The organism is Pseudoalteromonas rhizosphaerae, from assembly GCF_902498845.1.
Taxonomy (GTDB): Bacteria; Pseudomonadota; Gammaproteobacteria; order Enterobacterales; family Alteromonadaceae; genus Pseudoalteromonas; species Pseudoalteromonas rhizosphaerae.
In genome coordinates, this window is the sequence record NZ_CABVLM010000001.1 from 161282 (window position 1) to 184264 (window position 22983).

Sequence of the window (22983 nt, forward strand, 5' to 3'; positions counted from 1 at the left end):
GTTAGTATCCAATTAGTGAAAGGTATTTATGTCTCGTTATACATTGGGCTTAGATTATGGCTCTGATTCAGTAAGAGCACTGCTTGTTGATGTAACCACAGGTAAAGAGCTGGCTAGCCATTTAGTGAATTATCCGCGTTGGGCGCAAGGTTTATATTGCGATCCAAGTAAAGATCAATTTCGCCAGCATCCACAAGACTACATCGACAGCTTGATTGAGGTCGTCAATGGTCTATGGCAACAAGTACCTGCGGGAACTGCGGATAAAGTAATAGGTATGAGCTTTGATACCACAGGCTCAACGCCAGTGGCGATTAATAGCCAAGGCACGCCTTTAGCGCTGACTGAAGAATTTGCTGAAAACCCTAATGCGATGTTCATTCTTTGGAAAGACCATACGTCGATTAAAGAAGCGAATGAGATCACCAAAGCCGCGACCAATAACGAGGTTAATTATCTTTCACACATGGGCGGCATCTATTCATCAGAATGGTACTGGGCTAAAGCATTACATATTTTTAGAGATGATGCGGCTGTAAAAGCGGCAACTTACTCGTGGGTTGAGCATTGTGATTGGATGACGGCATTGATGTGTGGCACCACTCACCCAGAAGTATTAACACTGGGACGCTGTGCAACGGGCCACAAACAAATGTGGAATGAGCAATGGGGTGGTTTCCCACCAAATAGTTTCTTCAGCAATATTGACCCATTATTAGATGGTGTGGTTGATACGCTTAATGCAGCAACCCAACCAAGTGACCAAGTCGCTGGTAAATTAACAGCGCAATGGGCTGATAAACTTGGTTTATCACAGAATGTAGTTGTAGGTTACGGTGCGTTTGACTGTCACATGGGGGCAGTTGCTGCCAATGTGCGTCCAGGTGTTTTAACTAAAGTAATGGGTACTTCAACTTGTGATATTACTGTTACTTCAAAACAGCAACTTGGCGATACCTGTGTTAAAGGTATCTGTGGTCAAGTAGATGGCTCAGTGATCCCAGGCATGATTGGCCTTGAAGCGGGTCAATCTGCGTTTGGCGATTTATACGCATGGTTTAAAAACCTGATGCTATGGCCGACTCGCCAATTAGCAAATTTAAACGACGTTGAACAAAGCTTGATCAATAAAATTGAAGACTCAATTTTAGTTGATTTATCAAAAGCTGCCAGTGCGTTACCGGTTAAAAATACCGATGTAACAGCACTTGACTGGGTCAACGGTCGTCGCACACCTGATGCAGATCAAAGCGTAGCAATGGCCATGACGGGCATGAAAATGGGCACTGACGCGCCGCAGTTCTTTAAAGCATTAGTTGAGGCGACGGCCTTTGGCGCTCGTGCGATCACCGAACGCTTTCAAAATGAAGGCGTGCCGATTGATTCAGTAGTGGTAATTGGCGGCATTTCAAAAAAATCAGATTACGTAATGCAAACCTGTGCGGATGTATGGAATTGCCCAATTGACGTACTTGAAAGTGAGCAAAGCTGTGCGCTTGGCGCTGCAATTATGGCTGCTGTTGCTGCAGGTGAATATGCGACGGTTGCTGATGCGCAACAGGTGATGGCGTCTGCCGTGTGTCATCAATATTTACCTAACCCTGAGCGGGTTGCTGTTTATGATGAGCTATACGCTAATTATCAAGCCCTTGCACAGTATGTTGATGGAGCAAAATCATGAGCTACACAGAGTTAAAGCGTGAAGTATTTGAAGCTAACATGGAATTACAACGTCGTGGTTTAGTGATTTATACCTTTGGTAATGTATCGCAAATTGACCGCGACAAAGGTGTGATTGCGATTAAACCAAGTGGTGTGTCGTATGACCAAATGAAAGCTGAAGACATGGTGATTGTTGATCTCGAAAACAACATCGTTGAGGGCAGCATGCGCCCTTCTTCAGATACCAAAACTCATATTCACTTATATCGTCATTTTAATGACATTGGTGGCGTTACCCATACTCATTCAACGTATGCCACTGCATGGGCACAAGCAAAGCAGAGCATTCCTTGCTTTGGTACGACTCATGCTGATTATGTGCACGGTGACATTACCTGCACCCGCGAACTAACTGATGCGCAAGTAAATGGCGATTATGAGCTTGAGACCGGTATTCAAATTACTGATGCTTATAAAGACCGCGACCCAAAAGCAGCACCAATGGTGATTGTGGCAGGGCACGCACCGTTTACGTGGGGTAAAGATGCAGCGCAATCTGTGTATCACGCAGCGCTGCTAGAAGAAATTGCTCGCATGGCTTACTTAACTCGCACGCTTGATCAAAATGCGGGTGCGCTTAAGAAGTCTGTGATGGATAAACATTATTTAAGAAAACACGGTAAAGATGCCTACTACGGCCAAAGTAACCGTGGCTAACAAGTACAAGAGGAATTTATATATGCCGTCGTCAATGAAAGAAGTTTGGTTTGTAACTGGGTCACAACATTTATATGGCCCAAAAGTGTTAAACACCGTTGCAGATAATAGCGCTGCAATTGTTGCTGGTTTAAATAGCGAAGCAAATTTACCGGTTAACTTAGTCTGTAAGCCAACGGTAAAAACACCTGAAGAAATTCATGCGGTTTGCCAAGCAGCAAACACCGATCCTAACTGTGTAGGTTTAGTATTGTGGATGCATACATTCTCACCAGCAAAAATGTGGATTGCTGGTTTAAACGAATTACGTAAGCCATGGTTACACCTTCATACACAATTTAATGCCGCGTTACCGTGGGCTGACATTGATATGAACTACATGAACACCCACCAAAGTGCGCATGGTGATCGTGAGTTTGGTTTTATTGGTACTGTAATGCGTAAAGAGCGTAAAGTAGTGGCTGGTCACTGGCAACGTGCTGACGTGCAAAAGCAAATTGATGATTGGTGCCGCGCTGCTAAAGGGTGGGCTGAGAGCCAAACACTTAAAGTGGCACGTTTTGGCGATAACATGCGCCAAGTTGCGGTTACAGAAGGTAACAAAGTATCAGCACAAATCACTTTTGGTTATGAAGTACATGCCTTTGGCGTAGCGGAGCTCGTTAAAGTTGTTGATACCGTAACTGATGCTGAAGTCGATGCCCAGCTTGAAGTATACAAAACTGACTATGTGATCAGCGATGAAACGTTGCAAGATGACTACAAAGTATCGATGCTACGCAACGAAGCGCGTTTAGAGCTTGGTATGGAACGCTTTTTAGAAAAAGGTGGCTTTAAAGCATTCACTAACTGTTTTGAAGACTTGTCTGGTTTATCAGGTTTACCAGGACTTGCAACGCAGCGCTTAATGGCTAAAGGCTATGGCTATGGCGGTGAAGGCGACTGGAAAACAGCCGCTATGGTACGCATCATGAAAGTAATGGGTGAAGGCCGTGAAGGCGGTTGTTCATTTATGGAAGATTACACGTATAACATGGGTGATACCGACCAAGTACTAGGTGCTCACATGTTAGAAGTATGTCCATCGATTGCAGCGCAAAAACCACGCCTTGAAGTTCACACGCACACCATCGGTGTGAAATGTGATGTGGGCCGTTTATTGTTTACTGCTAAAGCCGGTGCTGCGATTAACGTTTCGCCAATTGATATGGGTAACCGTTTCCGTATTTTGATCAACGAAGTAGATACAGTAACGCCACCGGCTGAATTACCGCATTTACCAGTTGCATCAGCATTGTGGGAACCAAAACCGAATCTATCAGTGGCGTCTGCTGCGTGGATCCATGCAGGTGGTGCACACCATACTGCGTACAGCCAAGCTGTTACAACCGATATGATTGTTGATTTTGCTGAAATGGCAGGTGTTGAAACGATGATTATCGATGCTGATACCAGCATCCGTGGTTTCAAAACAGAGCTACGCCACAATGCAGCGTATTACATGTTAAAACGTGGGCTTTAATCACCTATAACAGCAGTGATCTAAGTTAACTAAATAAGCCAACTTTATAGTAAAGTTGGCTTTTGTTTTCTAAGACTTTGGAGTACACATGCTCGATCTCACAAAATACCAAGGCATTATTTTTGATATGGATGGCACGCTTATCGATTCGATGGGCTCTCATTTACAAGCATGGGAGCTGACCTGCCATGCATTAGGTTATCCGTTTGACTATGACTATATGTATAGTTTAGGTGGTGTACCAACGCTTGCTACTGTTGATATTCTCAATGAAAAATATGGACTTAGTCATGATCCTGATGAAGTTGCCAAGCAAAAACACCAATTTTGGTTAGGCTTAAACCATCAGCCAGAAATCATTACTGAGACAGTCGATGTATTAAACTATTACCATGGCAAAATGCCTATTGGGGTAGGTACTGGCGCGGACCGTGCGCATGCCATTGAGCATCTAACTCAAACAGGGTTAATCGATAAAATAGACGCATTAGTTACTGCCAGTGATGTTCGCCACGGTAAACCACACCCAGAAACTTTTTTAAGCGTAGCCAAACAAATAAACATTCAACCACAAAATTGTGTGGTGTTTGAAGACACGCAAATAGGCTATCAAGCAGCTCAGGCTGGTGGTATGGACTGCATTTTAGTCAAAGACGGCAAAATACAACTAGAAAGTTAGGCGAATAAATTTGCAATCGATCACTATATTGTATTATAAAAGTATAAATACAATTATAATAAGGTTATTGTCATGTCATTGCAATGTGTAACTCAGCGCCTAACAGCGGTTCATCAGTCGTCAACATCGATTAAAAAATTATCTCGCGGTATCTTTGCAATAGCAGTGTCCTTTGGGATTGCTTTAACCCCCGCGTGTGCTCACCAAGGAGACAATATGACCAATTCACCTTCTGCATTACTGCACGCTTATGGCAAGCTGGCAGACCAAACTCCGATCAACCAAGTTACCCTAACCAATAGTAATGGCGTGAGCGTTGATGTGATCAATTATGGTGGCATTATTACCCGTATCGAAACGCCAGACAGCAATGGCAACATGGGTAATATTGTTTTAGGTATGGATAATTTAGAAGATTACACTAATGCAACCACTTACTTTGGCGCGATCATTGGCAGATTTGGTAACCGTATTGCTAATGGTAAATTTAGCTTAAACGGCACAGACTATCAGCTAGCAACTAACGATGGTGCTAACCATTTACACGGTGGTGTGCAGGGCTTTGATAAAAAAGTCTGGACCATGGCGCCATTTAGTACAGAAAACAGTGCGGGTGTTACACTTAGTTTAGTGAGCCCTGATGGTGACCAAGGTTATCCTGGAGAGCTTACAACACAAGTTACCTACACACTGACCAACAAAAATACTCTAGATATGCAATTTGTGGCAAAAACAAATAAGCCAACCATCATCAATATGACCCAGCACAGTTATTTTAACTTAGCCGGTAAGGGCGATATTCTCGATCATCAAATGCAAATCAACTCAAACGCAATCACCCCTGTGGATGGCGGTTTGATCCCAACGGGTGAGTTAATGCAAGTGGCGGGTACACCGTTTGATTTTAGAAATCCAAAAGCAATTGGTAAAGAAATTAATGTGGATGATGAGCAGCTGAAGCTTGGTAAAGGTTATGACCATAACTTTGTGCTGAAAAACAAACCTAATCATGATTTGATTGAAGCAGCTAACGTTTATGAGCCAAGCTCAGGTCGAACCCTAACTGTGTATACCGAAGAACCTGCGGTACAGTTTTACTCAGGTAACTTTTTAGATGGAAGCAGTAAGCAAGCCTCTGGATTAGTTCATAAGCAGCGCAGTGGTTTTTGCCTAGAGCCACAGCACTTTCCTGATGCACCGAATCAGCCAACATTCCCAAGTACAACTTTGATGCCTGGTGAGGTTTATTCAACGCGTATTGTGTATGAGTTTGGCACTAAGTAATGCACTTCGTTAATCAAATAGGGCTGCTGTTTGCAGCCTTAGTGGTAACAACTGTGGCGCAAGCGACTGAGGTTGCGACTATTCATAGCCCAGATCAGCAGTTAGCCGTATTGGTTGATTTAGATGAGCAAGGGCAGTTAAGTTATCAAGTACAGTCAGGTAGCGATAAAGTAATTGAGCCATCTTTATTAGGTATCACGCTTAATAATACTGATTTTACTAAAAAGCTTAGATTATTAGCTGTTAAACAACAGCCGACAGTGAATGATAGCTACCAGCTTTTTACTGGTAAGCAACAGTTTGTTGATTACCAGGCTAACAGTACGGTTGTTAGTGTGACTAATCAGCAATACGAAACATTGAATGTTCGCTTTCAAGTGAGCAACGATGGGGTTGCTTTTCGCTACGAGTTAGATGGGGAGTCCTCGGATACGCGGGTCGTTATGAGTGAACAAACGGGTTTTAACTTTCCAAGTGAAACCGTTGCGTGGTTACAGCCTAAAGCGCAAGCGCAATCTGGCTGGATGAACACTAACCCTTCTTATGAAGAAGAATATTTACAAGCGACAGCATTAACGACCCCTGCAATAACCAATAATGGCTGGGTGTATCCGGCATTATTTAAGCACCAAGAGCAGTATATTTTAATCTCAGAAGCTGGTGGTGAAGACTATTACAGTGGTACTAATTTAACCAATAATAGCCAAGGGCAGTTTAAGGTTCGTTTTCCTGATCAGCGTGAAGTTACTTCTAATGGTGGCTATTTACCAGAGCATACACTGCCGCTGTTATCGCCTTGGCGTTTATTGGTAATTGGCACGTTGCAAACGGTTACTGAGTCTACTTTAGGGACTGACTTAGCCCGACCAAACCAGCTAACTAACACTGATTTTGTTAAACCGGGGATTGCTGCTTGGAGTTGGGGGTTATTAAAGGATGACTTTACAACCTTTCCTGTGCAAAAACAGTTCATTGATTATGCAGCAGATATGCACTGGCAATATGTATTGATTGATGCGGATTGGGATCAAAAAATAGGCTGGGAGAAAATGCAGCAGTTGGCAGCCTATGCTAAGCAAAAAAATGTTGATTTATGGGTTTGGTATAACTCATCAGGCGCGTGGAATAACACGGTTTATTCTCCTAAAAGTGCATTACTAACGCGTGCTGATCGCATTAAACATTTTGCAAAACTTCAAGCTATGGGAATTAAAGGCATTAAAGTCGACTTCTTCCCGGGTGATGGTTCATCTGTGATGGCCTATTACGAAGCTATGCTGAAAGACGCGGCAGCACATCAGTTAATGGTCAATTTTCATGGCACCACTTTGCCAAGGGGCTTGCAGCGAACTTATCCTAATCTAATGACCTCCGAAGCAGTAAAAGGCTTTGAGATGATAAGCTTTTTTCAAGCATTTGCCGATAAAGAAGCGCAGCATGCAGCGACCTTAGTGTTTACTCGGAACGTGTTTGATCCAATGGATTTTACACCTATGGTACTTGGTGATATTCCTAATATTGAACGCAAAACCAATAATGCCTTTGAGCTCGCGCTGCCGATTTTATTTACATCTGGGGTACAGCACTTAGTGACAACGCCTGAGCAAATGACGAAAGTTTCAGAACCAGTAAAAGCTTATTTGAAATCGCTGCCTACTCTGTGGGATGAAACAAGGCTCTTGCAAGGCAGCCCAGGTAAGCATGTGGTGATGGCGAGACGTTCTCGCTGCAACTGGTATGTTGCAGGTATTAATGCGCAGGATAAAGCTATTACGTTAGATATTGACTTAAGCTTTAGTAACTTCAGTTCAGCCCAGCTACTTAGCGCAGGTAAAAAATTAACACAGGTTGAGGCGCAACAGCTCAACTCAAAACTGTTTTCTATAAAATTAAACCCCAATAGCGGGTTTGTTATAATAACTAAGGGTGATAACAACAATGAATGCACAACATCACTTGCGCACTAAATTAAAGCGTACTGCTAAAGCAACAGGCCTTGTAGGTTTATTCGCTTTGTCATTAAGCTCACTTACAGGGTGTGAATCTACAACCCGCGCAGACACACAACAAACACAAGATGCAGCACCAATCGCGAGCGCAAAAGCACCCACGCAAGATGATGGCGTATTCACTAATCCATTATTTCCTAATGGTGCCGATCCATGGCTTGAGTACTGGGATGGTAACTATTACCTAACGACGACAACATGGACATCTGAATTGGTGATGCGTAAATCACCTACTTTAGCAGGACTTGCCGATGCAACCCCAGTAAATGTATGGTCAGCGACCGATCCTGCGCGTTGTTGTAACTTTTGGGCGTTTGAATTTCATCGTGTTAAAGGCCCTGACGGCTACCGTTGGTACATGATGTATACAGCAGGGACTGATGGTACTTTAGATAACCAACATCTTAATGTATTAGAAAGTGCCGGTGACGACCCAATGGGTCCGTATGAATACAAAGGCGCACTCATGCCTGATGTATGGAATATCGATGGTAACTACCTAAACTATAAAGACAAACTGTATGTGATCTACTCACAGTGGCAAGGAGATCAACAGTTAAACATTATTGCTGAAATGGAAAACCCGTGGACATTGAAAAAGAATTCACCGCACACGGTGATCACACGTCCTGAACTCGATTGGGAGATCAGTGGCCGTAAAGTTACCGAAGGCGCCGAGATTTTACAGCATAACGGTCGCACGTTTATGACTTACTCAGCAAGCTTTTGTAACACGCCAGATTATAAGTTAGGGATGTTAGAACTTGTAGGTGATGATCCGCTTGATGCAAACAGCTGGAAGAAGTTTGACGAGCCGGTATTTGAGCGGACAGATGAAGTATTTGGCCCAGGCCATAATGGCTTTTTTACCTCACCCGATGGCAGTGAAGACTGGCTGGTATACCATGGCAATGACTCAGTAGAGCATGGTTGTAGTGCCACACGTTCTTTACGTGCGCAAAAATTTACTTGGAATAAGGATGGCACGCCAAACTTTGCAAAACCTGTTACACCGGGTGTTGAAGTTGCTCCACCATCAGGTGAATACGGGCCACTTGTAACTCGTGTGCAAGGTCAGCGTTATAACTTAGTTAATGCAACCAGCGGTTTATGTTTAGATATTGCAGCGGATCCTCAAGATGCGCGTGCCGTGCAACGCCAATGTGCAAGCACCAATGGTCAATGGGTGATTGATGCCACCACAGATGGTTTTGTACGTTTAGCAAATCGTGAAGACAGCAAGTTTTTAGAGCTGGCTAATTGCAGTGATGCTGATAATGCGAAAACACAATCTGCGGCATGGCGTAACAACTTTTGCCAACAATGGAAAGTTGCCCCAAGCACTGATGGAAATGTCACCATTACGAATCGCTACACTGAAAAACCATTAGCCGTAGCAGGGTGTTCAGCCGCGCAAAATCAAGCGGTTTTACAACAAGGTAAAGATACTGCATGTGCTGATTGGCAGTTACAGCCTGTAGGCAGTGTCGCGGTAATGAGCCAACAAAGTGGTAAAGCATTGAGTGTAGCTGGAGCTGTTAAAGCAGGTACTAATGTTGAGCAACAAGCGTTTACTCACAGCGACGCCCAACAATGGTTCTTTGCACCAACAGACACAGGTTACGTTGCTTTAAAGCAAGACCTTGATAGCGATTATTGCGCTGCTGTGGCAAACAATGCTTTAGTGCCTGGCGCTAACGTTGAAATGGCTTCGTGCGAAACTAAAACAGCACAATGGCGCATTACTCCTGTTGCAGGTGGCGGGGTGATGTTGATCAACCGTTACACAAAGCAAGCGCTGGGTTTAAGTGATTGTGGCCTTGCAGATAAAACTAATTTTGCACAACAACCTGATTTAGGTAACAAGTGCCAAATTTTCCATTTACGCGAACCAAAGTAAATGTAAATAAGCGTTCGACTCTCACCAAGCCACTGTTTCGATAGTGGCTTTTTTATGTGTATGTAGCGTGCGTTTTAATTTAATTGACTTGCATTTGAATAGTCGTGTTATTGCTATCATTAATAAAGTGCACTCGCGGCCTGTACAGTTAGTATTTTTTAATAAAGTGTCAAAAGTTAAGCGATTAACTCAATATCAAAGGTGGTTGTATTTTAAGCTGTTGTCGCTAATTTAATTAGTGTAAGGTGACGCAGCAAAGGTACAATTTGATTGTCCATAATTGTAAGATACAGTGAACCAAGTGTAATGTTAGCATAGGCTGTTAATATGTAAGGTAAAGCCAAAGATAATTATAAAATAAACTTAAAAAATAATGCTTTTTATAGATAGAAGCAGGCACAGGAATAGGAAGCCTCATGATATTAAGAATGATTTTATTGAGTTTATTGTCAAATATAAATGCAAATGCTCAGGACCCAGAGCCTGAGCTTACAATTTTGTTGAACGACTGGCCACCTTATAATTTTAACAAAGGTGGTAAGCTAGTTGGTATTAGCACAGAGTTAGTAGAAGCCGCGCTGCAAAAAGCGAACATCAAATACAAACTGTTAGTTTATCCTTTTAAACGCGCTTTATACACTGTCCAGGAAACCCCTAACACTTTGCTTTTTACAGTAGCTCGCATTCCTGAGCTCGAAAATATGTATAAATGGATTGGCCCTTTGCACACCAGAGAGGTATATCTGTATAAATTAAATTCCCGATCTGATATACAGATCAACAAAATCGCAGATATCAAACAATATAAAACTAGTGTGCTGATGGGCGGTTCAGTTGAGCAATTCCTTAAACGTAATCACTTTCAAGAAAATATAGACTACTATGTTACTGTTAATTCAGAACAAATATTAAAAGCTTTATTTAAAAAAAGGACAGATCTGATCCCTGGAGATCCATTAGATTTAGCCTATCAAATGAAAACGCTGGGCTATGATCAGTCAGCAATTGAAAAAGCCTATTTACTGTCGAACGAAGGTGGCTATTACATGATAGCTAATAAAAAAACATCAGATGAAATGATAACAAAAATTCAGAAATCTTTAGATGAAGTGCTTGCATCAGATAAGAAAGATAAAACTATCGAAAAGTATCTACAAATAAAAAGCGGTTCCTTTAACTAAAAATCTATCGATTAAACAATCACTAATTATTTTGGTGATTAAATTGCAAAGCTTATTGCGCCTGGTAGCAGAAGGCATTTTAATGGCCGATTTACTTTTGTCAGTAAAAATTGCTGTAGCAAGGAAATACGAGTGCACCAATCTGCCTAGCGATTGGCCAGTTTTTATAACTCATAATTATGCCTAATTGTTGATATTGCGCTTATTTAAGTATAGCTAAAAACACGATTGCTAATAATAGAATATGAGCAGTACTACAATAGTAACAACTAATCGCGATTTCAGTTGATCACACCATGGCACTGACAAGTGCACCTGTGTCGGTAATACCAGCTTCTTTCATGGCTTCAGCGATGGTTTGAACTAACGAACCCATTTGAGCTTGCATTGATACAATCATATTAGTTTGCGCTTCGACTTGTGCTTTAACAGCTTCATCTTGCTGGTTATCTAGCGCTTTTAACTTTTCGAGTTGCTCTTTTTGTTGTTCAACCTGCTCTTTGATTTTTTTCAGCTGTTCGATCATTTTAGCGATATGATCGGGCATATCTGAACTGGCCTCTTTTTCTGCTTTCTCTTTAGTTTCCCGGCCTGATATATTGTCTAACTCTTTTTCTGATAAACGATAGCCAGTAGTATCGTTACTTTTTACCGTAGACTCTGATGGTGACGCAATTGGCTGTCCCAGTGGTTTATGTATCTGCATCATGGCTCTTTATAATGTGATTTAATCATACTTATCGGCTGAAAGAGGCGTTACTAAAGGGGAGACATGTAAATAAAAGCCAAATATTAATTTGGCTTTTATTTGGATAGCTGCAGACTAGCGAACTTGGTTAGCCCACTTTTCACCGGCTGGTGTGCGGCGCCATTTAAAATACTGATCAAGTGTTTCTAGCGCTTGTTTGTCGGGCACTGGGCCGACTTTTGGTTGCTGTTGAAAATACATAGTGCTGGGTTTGTCATTATTAAAAGCAGGCCAATTTGGTAATGCATCGTCATTTGGATTGCCATTTTTGGCAAAGTTAGTCCAGTAGGTTGCCATTATATCTGACATTTTTAAATCATTTTTAGTTACATTCGGATCTGCTTTATTAAGGTTTTTAAACATATAGGCTATTTCATGACCGTGGCCAGAGCCATAATCTTCATCTTTGCCGCCAAGTTTACGCTCAGGATGGTGATCAAAGTAATATAAATAAACAGGGGCTCTTCCATGTTCAGTTTGTAACTTAGCCCAGCTCCAAGTATGCCAACCAAAGGCAGCATCACGCACCAGATTACGGGCGCTGCGAGGGATGCTGTTTTTTGCAACAGGGTAAGCTTCAAGTAAGCTTGGCGCAAATTGACCGAAGCGAGTCTTTACTCCATCAACAAAATTATTAACATCAGGGTCCCACACAAAGCTGACGCCTTCATCCGAGTTATAACCAATTAAAGCAGGTACATCATTAAACTTGCCTTGCTGATAGAGCTTATATTGGTCGTCTTTTATCACATAGCCGTCAACAATGGGCCAACCACCGGGAAGTGACCAGCCTTTTGGTATAAAAGTTTTTGCGCTCATTTTACGCAGCTCTGTTATCGAAGTTGTGCCAAACTGTTTTACATAGTCGACACCCTCAGTTTGCGCCTGTTGCAAGGTAGACATATTCTCACCTGGGTAGTTTTTTACCCGTGTTGGGCCAAATGAGCCACCGCTTTGCGAAATAACTTTGTTAAATAACCCTTTAGCTAAAGGTGAGGCGGCAAGCATGCTAACCGAAATGCCCCCAGCAGACTCACCCGCAATGGTAATGTTATTGGCGTCACCACCAAACTCACTAATGTTTTGTTTTAGCCACTTTAAGGCGGCTAGTTGGTCGAGCAACCCATAATTACCCGATACACCAGCAGGACTTTCTTTATTAAGTTCAGGGTGCGCTAAAAAACCGAGTTGTCCAACGCGATAAGCAATAGACACCACAATCACGCCTTTATTGGCAAGCTCAGTACCATCAAAAATAGGATCGGATGAGCTACCAAAACTAAAGCCACCGCCGTAAATCCAAACTAATACAGGGAGTTTATCTACGCTCGATTCTGCCGACGTCCAAATATTTAAATATAAGCTATCTTCACTGATCCCAGATACAGGGTTGCCTGCTTGTATTGGGGCAGGGGCATACTCTTGTGCTTTACGTACACCTTGCCATTTTTCAGCCGGTTGCGGGGCTTTCCAACGTAATTCTCCCACGGGTGGTTTAGCAAACGGCACACCTTTAAATACCGCTAAGTTATGCTCTGCCGTGCCTTGAAGTTTACCTTGTGCCACAGTGACTTGGATGAGTGGCTCGGCGTTGACAGCGGTCACTGTTGCCGTTGTTGCAGTAAAAAATGTAGCCCATAAAAGCCGCTTAAGTGTTGATGTGTTCATAATCATTCCTTTTAAAATTGTTTTGCTTTTATATCCCAATTAACAAAGTCAGCTGTTTTACCCTGCAAAAATAGCGTTGCATTGGTTTGCTTATCTTTTAATTGCCAATCCAGCCACTTAATAGCTAGCTTTGAGAACGAACCACCAAACGGCTGTTCAAATGTTCCTGAATGCCCCGCGGTTTTATGATTAGCAAAGATCACGGGCACATGACTTATGCGTTGATAATCAAGCTTGGCATTGTCAGTGGCAATATCAGTGGGTCCACCAACAAGGTAGATTACAGGAGCATGCAAGTTTTGCAGTGACTTAACATCAGCGCTTGCCATGGTCATATCACCAATACCTGAATTAAACATTAAATAACTGCTGACTCTTTTATCTGCCCCAGTGGCAAGTAGTTGCGCGCCGCCACATGACTGGCCTGCAATGGCGATTTTCTCAAGATTTGCGCTTTGGTAAAATTCACTTAATGGATTTGCAGATTGCGCTGTGATCCAATCAATCGCGTGAGGGATCATGCTATTACTGGCCTTATTTAAGGGCCTGTCATCAAGGCTGTTTTGCATTTTGCCCAGAGCAATGACTAAGTAACCGTGCGAAGCAATGTCAGAGAGCATATGCTCAAATGGATAGGAGGTATCCATACAGCCGCCGTTAGCAAATACCATAACGGGTAGTTTTGGCGACGGGTTTTGCCCAGCGCTTAACTGCTTCGGGCGGTATATAACATAGTCACTTAACGAGGTTTCAGTGGCTGCAATGGCGCTAAATGGGCCACTGCCACCTTCGTCTATCACTTTATAGTTAGCAGTTTTCGCAAAGCATAGTGAGGGTATCAAGCATATTAAGGTGATGAAAAGACGTTGCATAGCCCCCTCCTTAGTTAATATTGTATTATAAATATCACTGTATATGATGTTGTGTATGTTGAAAATGAAAAGTTAAAAAAAAGCCAGACTCTTGTCTGGCTTTTTATGACAACAAACTATTGGGTAAGGCAGCTCACCCTAAATAGCTTACTCTTGTGCAGTAGCTGCATCGTAGAGTGCTTTGATTGCGTCAGCATCGATTGCTCCGTTAAATATTTTTAACTCATCAACCGCGCCGTTGAAAGGTGTATCCCAGTAGTTTACACCTAACGCAAATTCATTAGTTTCGCCTGCAACAGTAAATACGCGAGGGAAGCCGCCTGTTTCAATTTTAAGCTCACCGTTTACATACATCTTCAAGGTGTCACCGTTGGTTCCGTCAACAGTGAAGGCAACATGAGTCCACTGTTTGGCTGGCAGTCGCATACCTAAATCACCATCATCAAAGTTTGCACCGCCAGCATCGGCCCATAAGCGGGTAGTATTTGAATTAACCATTGAGGGTACTAAACTGATCCAAGCTGATGAACTCGCTCCTGCAAAAAATGCAGTGGTGAAGTCTGTGAATGTTTCTGGTTTTAACCACATAGACACAGAATAATCGTTGGTGGTGATCAAGTTATTTGGTAAACGAACCCCTGAACCTTGTAGGAATACCGCTTGGCCTTTAATACCTTCAACAAAAGTGACGTTACCACCGGTGTTATCAATACGGTCGCCAGTAGGCTTGGCGTTTGCATAAGCTGCTTTAAGTTCAGCTAAGTCGCCTTCAAAACCATATTCTGCCGGGGCTAATGATTTAACGGTTACTTCAAAGGTTTTGGTATCGGTAAAGTCTTTATAGTTAATTGTTGCTGTTAAAGTAACAACTTGGTCACCCGCATTGGCGTTTGGCTGATTAACAACGGCAGTGCCATTAACTGGTTTTAAGAACTCCTCATTATTTGATGTCCAGCTAATACCTGACACAAATGGCCCAACACGGGGTAAGGTAAAGCTTTCTCGGATAGCCGTTGTATCACCTAAATCAAGTGCATCTTTCACAAACCCAGCAAATCGATCTTGGTCTGTTAAGTTATTGATTGCTGCTGCGTTGATATCTAAGCTATTAAGAGCGTAGTCATAGACGATAAATTCATCAATTTGACCTTGGAATGGAGTATCCCAGCCAAAATTTACACCGAGTGCAAATTTAGCTGTATCAGTACTAAACATATCTGGGCGTGGCATTGAGCCGATAAGCGTCCCATTAGAGTAGTACTTCATTGTGCCGTTAGCATAAGTGATAGTTACGTGACTCCATTGTCCAGCGTTTGCACCTTGAGTCATCTCAATTTGATTCCATTGCTCAACCTCTGGTTCAACTAGATAGCGACTCCATAAAATTGTATTTGTGGTGAAATGAGGTGCGCCCCCAGGGATATAACTTACCCAACGATCAGCATTCTCAGCTGCAAAAAAGGCAGGGCTATAGCCAGTTACAACGTCAGGCTTAGACCAAAATGAAACTGTGAAACTATCAGAGTTGATTATGTCATCAGGTAAACGAACCCCGGTTGCACCATCAAAGTTGAATGCTTGACCTGTTTGACCGGCAGTATAGGCTGGCGTACCAACACCGGTGTTGTCCAAGTTGTTATCAGTGGTCATGGCATCAGCAAGGTTGCTTAAATTATCTGTTAAGTCGTTTTCAAAGCTATAGTGCGCAATCGCATTTTTAAATACGGGACGCGCTTTTAGATTAACATTGAAGGTTTTGGTGATAGTTTCACCATTGAGTGACATATTAGCGGTTAATGTAACAGCCTGGTCGCCACGATCAGGGGTGGGAATAAATACCGAGCCATTTGCATCAATGTAGTATTCATTACTTGATTCCCAGCGAATAGTTGTACCCGCTTTCCCTTTGGTTGGTAATGAATAACCTTCATCATCAATTGTCAGCTCAGTTTTTATATCCAGTGCATCACTTACGCTTGCTAATACAGTTGACGTTTCATCAATTTCCGCTACTTTACTACCCCAAATCGTGGCATTTTCTAATGATACTGCAGAAAAGGTTACTACCAAGTCTTGCTTACCATCATCCCATTGCCATTTGGCCACACCGTAATAAGTGCCAGATTCAAGTTCGATTGTAACGTTTGAATTATCAGTCATGAACCAAATGCCGCTATCATCACCCGTCACAGAGTGATCTGCATTTAAAGCAATATACGTTGAGCGAACCGCACTAGTATTAACATCAGTTCCATGATTTATAAACTTGTAATATCCGTGTAATTGCTCAGCCACCACTTGATTATCACCATCAAGTGGAACATAGCGTTGTGGTGAGGTTACTGGCCAGCCTAACGAATTGATAAACATCTCATGCACGCGAACTTGATGTGCTTCGGAAGCGTTCGCAAAAGGGGTTGAAGTTTGTGGGAAGCGGGTATGGGTGACTAATAAATGACGTCCAGTGGCTTCATCATAATAAGCCGAGTTATGGCCTGGCGACTGATAACCCCATGCTGGTGAGGTTTCACCCAGCTCTTGAGTGTATTCAAAGCCACCTAATAGTTTCTCACCAATCTCTAAACCACCAACAGCAGCAATATCGTTGCCTGCAGTATCTAAGTATGGGCCATCTGGTGTTTTTGAACGTGCTACACGAATGTTATAGCCACCATTTACATCAAAGCCAGCTACTGAGTAAAATAAGTAGTAGTAATCATTTTCAGGGCTGTACATAACAAATGCGCCTTCAATGGCTCTAAATTCTCCCCCCACTAAATGTTTACCATAGCCTTGCTCAGCATCTGGCATACCCGTTCCTTCATCCATTGCCAGTACAAAAATACCGCCAGAATATGAACCGTAAACCATCCATAATTGCCCCTCTTTATCATAAAAAGCGGCGGGGTCAATGGCATTCGGGTCAACCGCGCCATTCCATGTTGTTTGCCCATTATCTAGAGGATACTGTGCAAACTCTTCATCGTTGCGATAACCACTGCGTAAAAATACGTCTTTATTTTTATATGGGCCTTCAATATTATCAGCTTCTGCGAGGCCTAAGTATGAGCGATTCCAGCATACTTCATCGACTACGTTTGGTGTATCTGGGTTGTCTTGTCCGCAGTGGTTATAATAAAACCAAAATTTACCATTGGGTGCTTTAACAACATCAGCAGCCCAGTTACCGGTAAAGCCGTCTGTCCACTGAATACCCTCTGCAATTTCGCTCGTGTAATTAAAGTCAAATAGTGGACTTTCATTTACAGCGCTGTTTGCTGATAAACTTGAAATCATTTCCCAGTTTAATAAGTCTGTTGATTTTGCTGCCGCTAAATGCGAACCAAAAATGTAATAAGTACCGTCAGTTTCAATGACTGATGGATCGTGCACGCCAACATAAGTAACCTCCACATTACCTTGTTCATTGTATTTAACACTATCACTGACAGTTGGTTTGGCACTTTGTGGTTGAGCTACTGCTGGCGATGAGTCAGGCATAGTGCTGTCATCTGAGCAAGCTATTGTTGCTAAAGCGCAGGTGATCACCATCGCTAATTTTGTTAGTTTCATTTTGTGTGTCCTCTTATTACTGGGATTTTTGTTATTTAATGTTGTCAATAAAATTGCTGTGCACTGAACGTAAAATAGCAACTATATAGTATTGTAATTTTATAGTACTATTAAAAATGTGCAAATGCTTTTGCAAAAGTAATTAACATGTAAATAAAAAGTGCTTTATTTACAATGCTTGCAGCGCTGTTTTAATTATTTTTAAGTAATAATTTGCGCTGATTTTTTACTTTTTTGCAACGAACAACTTAAGTATTGTGTGTAAGTGTCAGTATTTCAGACTTGAGCTGATTAATGGAAGTTACCAATATATTGATTTGAAAATGTAAATAACCAGAGATTTGTATAACAGGCTTATCGATATAGTTAATTCAACCCCAAACTAACTTTTGGAATGTTGCGATAGTTATTGTAGCAAGACGATTAATTTTCCAAATAGTAGGCTTTTTAAATCATAGTATTGTGGGCTCTAAAGTGAGAGCCCAATTGCTGACTAAGTTATTTACTTTTACTTAATCCTTCAGTGGTCATGATAATACGCTGTAAGGTACCATCATCATTGTAGATAAGTGGTTCAATCGCAACTGAGCGACGAAAACGTCCGCCACTTGGCTTGCCATCTTTTGGTGGTACTGCACCTGTATGGTAAATAAAGTAACTTTTATCTTTAAACTCGATAATTGACTGATGATTAGTCTCGCTGTTACCGGCAATCTCATTGAGAATGCCTTTGTACTGCCAAGGGCCATGGATACTTTTACTCATTGCGTAGCAGATTTTTTCTGGAAATTCACATGCATAAGAAACATAGTAATATTCATCTTTCTTATGAACCCATAAAGCTTCAGTGAAATTAGGTAAGTCGATAGTTTTGATTTCACCGTCTAGGCTTAATAAATCATCACTTAGTTTTACATATTTAGGCATTAAGTTGCCAAAAAATAGGTAGGTATCACCGTTTTCTTCTACGTAGATGGCCGGATCTATATCATCCCAATCATTCGGTGTTTGGGTAGTCATATCATTAGTAACCAATGCATGACCTATAGCGTCTTTAAATGGTCCGGTAGGAGATTTCGACGTTGCAACACCAATTGCAAAACCAGGTTTAGTTTCATCATGGCGAACAGTGGTGAAGAAATAAAAGGTGCCATCACGTTCAATCATATGCGCTGCCCATGCATCGCCCTTAGCCCATTTAAAGTCAGTGGCTTTCATTATTGGGCCATGCTTTTTCCAATTCACCATATCGGTTGATGAAAAAGCAAGCCAGTCATGCATCTCAAAGAAAATATCATTATTAGGGGCAACATCATGACCGGTATAAAGATAAACTGTGTCCTTATGAACTAATGCCGCTGGATCTGCGGTGAACACGTCGGTAAATAATGGGTTTTGTGCTGCAACCATACCGCTCGATAAGAGTAATGGTAACGCAAGGGCTGTTAATTTATTTTTCATATGTATCCTTATAGATGGTGTAAGCCAAAGTATCTGCGCTTGTGTGTAGTTTTAGTTAATTCATGGCAGCTGTGAGTACTAAAAATTAGTAAAAGTACAATAAAAAACACCATTAATTGTATTATTGTATTTTTATTGTGGTGACATCAGCATAACCGAGGTAAATATATAGTTGCAATGCATTTATATTTTTACACAGTATTAATGTGATTGTTATTCGCATTGTCGACTTTAAGCTTTTGAATTTCATAGCCTTACTTTTTTAATTGTTAGGTGGTTAGATGAAACAAGCTAATAAATCAACTATTTCAATGGAGTGGGTGTTAACTACTCTTTACAGATTATTTGAATTTGTTGTTTTTTGAGTTGACCCTTAAATAGTCATACAATATGATTAAAGTCCGAGTGTTAATCTATATACATAGTCAATGTAGATATCTCGTATACTGTTTTGACAACACACAATGGGCAATGCAGTGGTCACTCTTCGGTAACTTAATTGGATAGTTCAGAGTTCCGATATAACTATAATTTGGAGAACACCGCTAATGTTTAAAAAAACACACATAGCCAGTGCAATAGTTTTGGCATTTACATGCCAGCTGTCTTACGCACAGGATGAAGTAACAAATATACCGCCAGATAGCACTGATGATATCGAAGTTATCCAAGTATCAGGTATTCGCGGTAGCTTAAACAAAGCGCTAGATGAAAAACGCGCTAGCGTACAAATTGTTGATGCGATTGTTGCCGAAGACATAGGCAAATTTCCTGATAATAACGTTGTAGAAGCGCTGCAGCGTGTCTCTGGTGTACAAACCACTGGCCGTGGGGGCGGTGAAGTCAGTAATGTATCTATTCGTGGTTTAAGTGATGTACATACTACGATCAACGGCAGAAATATATTTACAGGCTCTGGGCGTGATGTATCTTTGCAAGATATTCCTGCTAGTTTACTCTCTGGTGTTACCGTTTATAAAACGCGTTCTGCCAAGCAAGTTGAACGTGGCATTGCCGGTTCGATTGATATTAAAACACAGCGCCCATTTAACTTTGATGGTGAAAAAGTCGTACTAGCAGCACGCGGTATTTATTCAGACCAACCTGACAAAGTTGATCCTAATTTAAGTATGCTATTAAGCAATCGTTGGGATTTAGATGGCGCGGGTGAGTTTGGTGCGCTGGTCAATGTTTCCTATTCTAAAATGCGCTACCGTGATGACACAATCACAGCGGGCGCGGTAATTCCTTATTTTACTAACCAGCCAGCAACAGGCTTTACTCCTTATTCTCGTATTCCAGATCAAGACGGACAAGGTCGACCTATTTGGCAAAGAGGTTTAGAAAATGGCCTACCTTCAGCAGCAGGCTCAACGCTTGATGTAAATGGCCAACCTACAGAGTACCTACTTGGTCGCGATGCCGTTTTTGGTAACTCTTTTAATGGTGAACGTAAACGACCAGCACTAACAGCCTCATTTCAATGGGCACCCAATGATACATTAGAATTGACTGCGGAAGGTTTTTACACTGGCTATCGTGATGAATCTCAAAACTCTTTATGGTTTACGAATACGTTTAATGATGGTGCCGTTGGGATTGATACGCCAATAACATTTGATGGCACAAATGTTATGAAACAAAAGCAAACTATTGGCGCAGATGGTTTCACTAGTGGTGATGCGACGACTCAAAAAACGGATAGCTACCTATATGCGCTAGGAGCGCAGTGGCAAGCATCAGATTATTTAACCATCAATAGTGAAGTGGTTTATCAAAAAAGTGATTATGAAAGCGACTTTTTAGCAATGCGCTTTAACCGCACTGTTCGTCCTAATGTGACTTCAACGTATAATGACAAAGATGGCGTTCCTGCTGTTGTGTTTGCAGATGATCCAAATACAACGGGCAACGAAGCAGACATGACGGATATTGCAAACTGGAGTGCTGCTGATCTATACGATAACGGTAATGGTAGCAGTGGAGACTCAATTGCATTTACGTTTGATGCAGACTATTTAATCGGTGGCACTTACATTGATAAAATCTCTTTTGGTGGACGCTACGAACAGCGCACCGCAGAAGATTTTACTCGTACACAAAATAAATATCAGCCAACATCATTAACTAATTTTATGAGCCAGTTAGGTGACGCGGGTGTAAGCGATGACGGAGCAGGGCTTATCTATCAGGTTGATGATTACTTTGATGGCCGAGCTAACGTTTTCAATAACTTTATCGCAGCAGATGGTGGTTATTTATTAGATAATGCTGATGCTGTTCGTTCAGTTTATGGTTTAGAATCTCGCGATAAATATAAAACATTTGATATTGAAGAAGATTCCTTCGCTTTATATAGCACTATGAACTTTTATCTAAGTGAAGATGTAAGTGGTGAAGTTGGTTTGCGTTATGTGAAGTATGAACAAGATATGGCGTTTTCAGCTTTGGTCGGTGGCACAACGGATCAGTTTGATAATGGTTTTGCAGAGGCTAGCGTTAATAAACTACTGCCGAGCTTATCGCTTAATTGGAATATTACCGATGACGTAGTTGGCCGCGTTGCTTACACTGAAACACTAAGAATGCCTAACTTTGCTGATTTAAACTCACTGGCATATTATGAAGATCCAATTACCGAGGGAAGTCAATTTGGTACTGGTAATTCTGGCAATCCAAACTTGCAGCCTACAGAATCAAAAAATTATGATGTTTCTTTAGAATGGTATTTTGCAGATACAAGTTCATTGTATGCGTCTTACTTTAGACGTGACATTGAGGGATTAGTTATTCCAGGGCGTAAAACAGTGGTACGTGAAGGCGATGACGGTGAAACTCGCCCTTATGTTGTGAGCATTCCTGCAAATGCCTCAGATGGTGAACTATCTGGTCTTGAATTAGGTCTGGTTTACTTCCCTGAAAATCTGCCAGCCGTTCTTGATGGTTTAGGTGTGCAAGCAAGCTACACTAATCTGGATTCATCACAGAATACGCCAGATTTTGATGCTCAAGGCAACGTAACAAATTATACCAAAACGAGTATGACTGGTGTTTCTGACGAGTCTTATAGCATCGTTGGTATTTATGAGCGCGAATCTTACGATATGCGTTTGTCATATGTATGGCGCTCAGCGTTTTACAGTGGTAATTCTGATGCAACCTTTGCAAACCCATTGCAAATTTGGAATCGCCCAGAGCAAAGTTTAGATTTCCAAGTTAGTTATAACATTACAGAAGATGTTACTGTCACATTTGATGCTACTAACTTGTTAGATGATAAGTATCAAACTTATTATGGAGAAGGTAACGAAAATCTATTTAATGCGGGAAGTAGTATTTTTTCTCGTACATTTGCTTTAGGTGCACGGTATTCATTCTAATGTAAATTAGAGTATAAAAAGCCCCGATAACCTCGGGGTTTTTTATGCTTATTCATATTATACAGAAAATTATTCCCATTGCTTGTAAAGCTAATTGTTTCGTCTTTTTTGTTTCCCCGTACTTGGAATTACCGATCTTAATATATGTTATAGCTATGGAGCATTGGCATACCCTTTCAAGTGAGCTGTTAATTTGTAGTATAATAATTATTTGATTTAGGATGAGTTATATTTCACTTTTTGATACTTCTATCTTTCCCGTAAGATTATATTTCATCAACCAATTGTTTTTTATGGCCTTGTTGCCAAGATTTGTTTTTTTGATTT

14 protein-coding genes are annotated in these 22983 nt (G+C 41.5%); 9 read left to right on the top strand and 5 right to left on the bottom strand.

Translation table 11 applies throughout. The features are described from left to right. Positions 1-28 precede the first annotated feature (28 nt). From PSR9079_RS00665 to PSR9079_RS00700, 8 genes are all read left to right on the top strand, one after another. Positions 29-1681 carry a ribulokinase gene (locus PSR9079_RS00665; protein WP_149980043.1) on the top strand — a complete coding sequence of 551 codons (1653 nt, stop codon included), beginning with the start codon at positions 29-31 and terminating at the stop codon, positions 1679-1681. Continuing rightward, positions 1678-2379: an L-ribulose-5-phosphate 4-epimerase gene (locus tag PSR9079_RS00670; RefSeq protein ID WP_064665185.1), complete on the top strand. Its 702-nt coding sequence runs from the start codon at positions 1678-1680 to the stop codon at positions 2377-2379. The genes PSR9079_RS00665 and PSR9079_RS00670 overlap by 4 nt, the downstream gene beginning before the upstream one ends. Before the next feature lie 22 nt (positions 2380-2401). Beyond that, positions 2402-3901: an L-arabinose isomerase gene (araA, locus tag PSR9079_RS00675; RefSeq protein ID WP_149980044.1), complete on the top strand. Its 1500-nt coding sequence runs from the start codon at positions 2402-2404 to the stop codon at positions 3899-3901. 88 nt (positions 3902-3989) lie between these two features. Further along, positions 3990-4580 carry an HAD family hydrolase gene (locus tag PSR9079_RS00680; protein ID WP_149980045.1) on the top strand — a complete coding sequence of 197 codons (591 nt, stop codon included), beginning with the start codon at positions 3990-3992 and terminating at the stop codon, positions 4578-4580. A gap of 216 nt (positions 4581-4796) precedes the next feature. Then, positions 4797-5864 (top strand): aldose epimerase family protein, encoded by a 1068-nt coding sequence (locus PSR9079_RS00685; protein ID WP_246175459.1) that lies wholly within the window; start codon positions 4797-4799, stop codon positions 5862-5864. Next, positions 5864-7831, top strand: coding sequence for a glycoside hydrolase family 97 protein (locus PSR9079_RS00690; RefSeq protein ID WP_149980047.1), 1968 nt, complete (start codon positions 5864-5866; stop codon positions 7829-7831). The genes PSR9079_RS00685 and PSR9079_RS00690 overlap by 1 nt, the downstream gene beginning before the upstream one ends. Further along, on the top strand, positions 7803-9773 hold the full coding sequence (locus PSR9079_RS00695; protein WP_145234164.1) for a family 43 glycosylhydrolase: 1971 nt from the start codon (positions 7803-7805) through the stop codon (positions 9771-9773). Before PSR9079_RS00690 ends, PSR9079_RS00695 begins: the two co-directional genes overlap by 29 nt. 416 nt (positions 9774-10189) lie before the next feature. Beyond that, entirely contained in the window at positions 10190-10954 is a 765-nt protein-coding gene (locus PSR9079_RS00700; protein ID WP_145234162.1) for a substrate-binding periplasmic protein, read from the top strand. A 289-nt stretch (positions 10955-11243) separates the two neighbouring features. Here PSR9079_RS00700 and PSR9079_RS00705 read toward each other — a convergent pair whose 3' ends face one another. The 5 genes from PSR9079_RS00705 to PSR9079_RS00725 form a co-directional block, all read right to left on the bottom strand. Further along, entirely contained in the window at positions 11244-11663 is a 420-nt protein-coding gene (locus tag PSR9079_RS00705; RefSeq protein ID WP_246175461.1) for a hypothetical protein, read from the bottom strand. A gap of 114 nt (positions 11664-11777) precedes the next feature. After that, entirely contained in the window at positions 11778-13370 is a 1593-nt protein-coding gene (locus PSR9079_RS00710; RefSeq protein WP_149980048.1) for a carboxylesterase/lipase family protein, read from the bottom strand. An 11-nt stretch (positions 13371-13381) separates the two neighbouring features. Beyond that, on the bottom strand, positions 13382-14242 hold the full coding sequence (locus PSR9079_RS00715; RefSeq protein WP_149980049.1) for an alpha/beta hydrolase: 861 nt from the start codon (positions 14240-14242) through the stop codon (positions 13382-13384). Positions 14243-14389: 147 nt separating this feature from the next. Then, on the bottom strand, positions 14390-17815 hold the full coding sequence (locus tag PSR9079_RS00720) for a LamG-like jellyroll fold domain-containing protein (protein WP_149980050.1): 3426 nt from the start codon (positions 17813-17815) through the stop codon (positions 14390-14392). Positions 17816-18313: 498 nt separating this feature from the next. Further along, on the bottom strand, positions 18314-19276 hold the full coding sequence (locus PSR9079_RS00725) for a glycoside hydrolase family 43 protein (protein WP_149980051.1): 963 nt from the start codon (positions 19274-19276) through the stop codon (positions 18314-18316). A gap of 548 nt (positions 19277-19824) precedes the next feature. Between PSR9079_RS00725 and PSR9079_RS00730 the strand changes: the two genes are divergently transcribed. Continuing rightward, positions 19825-22656, top strand: coding sequence for a TonB-dependent receptor (locus tag PSR9079_RS00730; protein WP_149980052.1), 2832 nt, complete (start codon positions 19825-19827; stop codon positions 22654-22656). The last annotated feature ends 327 nt before the right edge of the window (positions 22657-22983 follow it).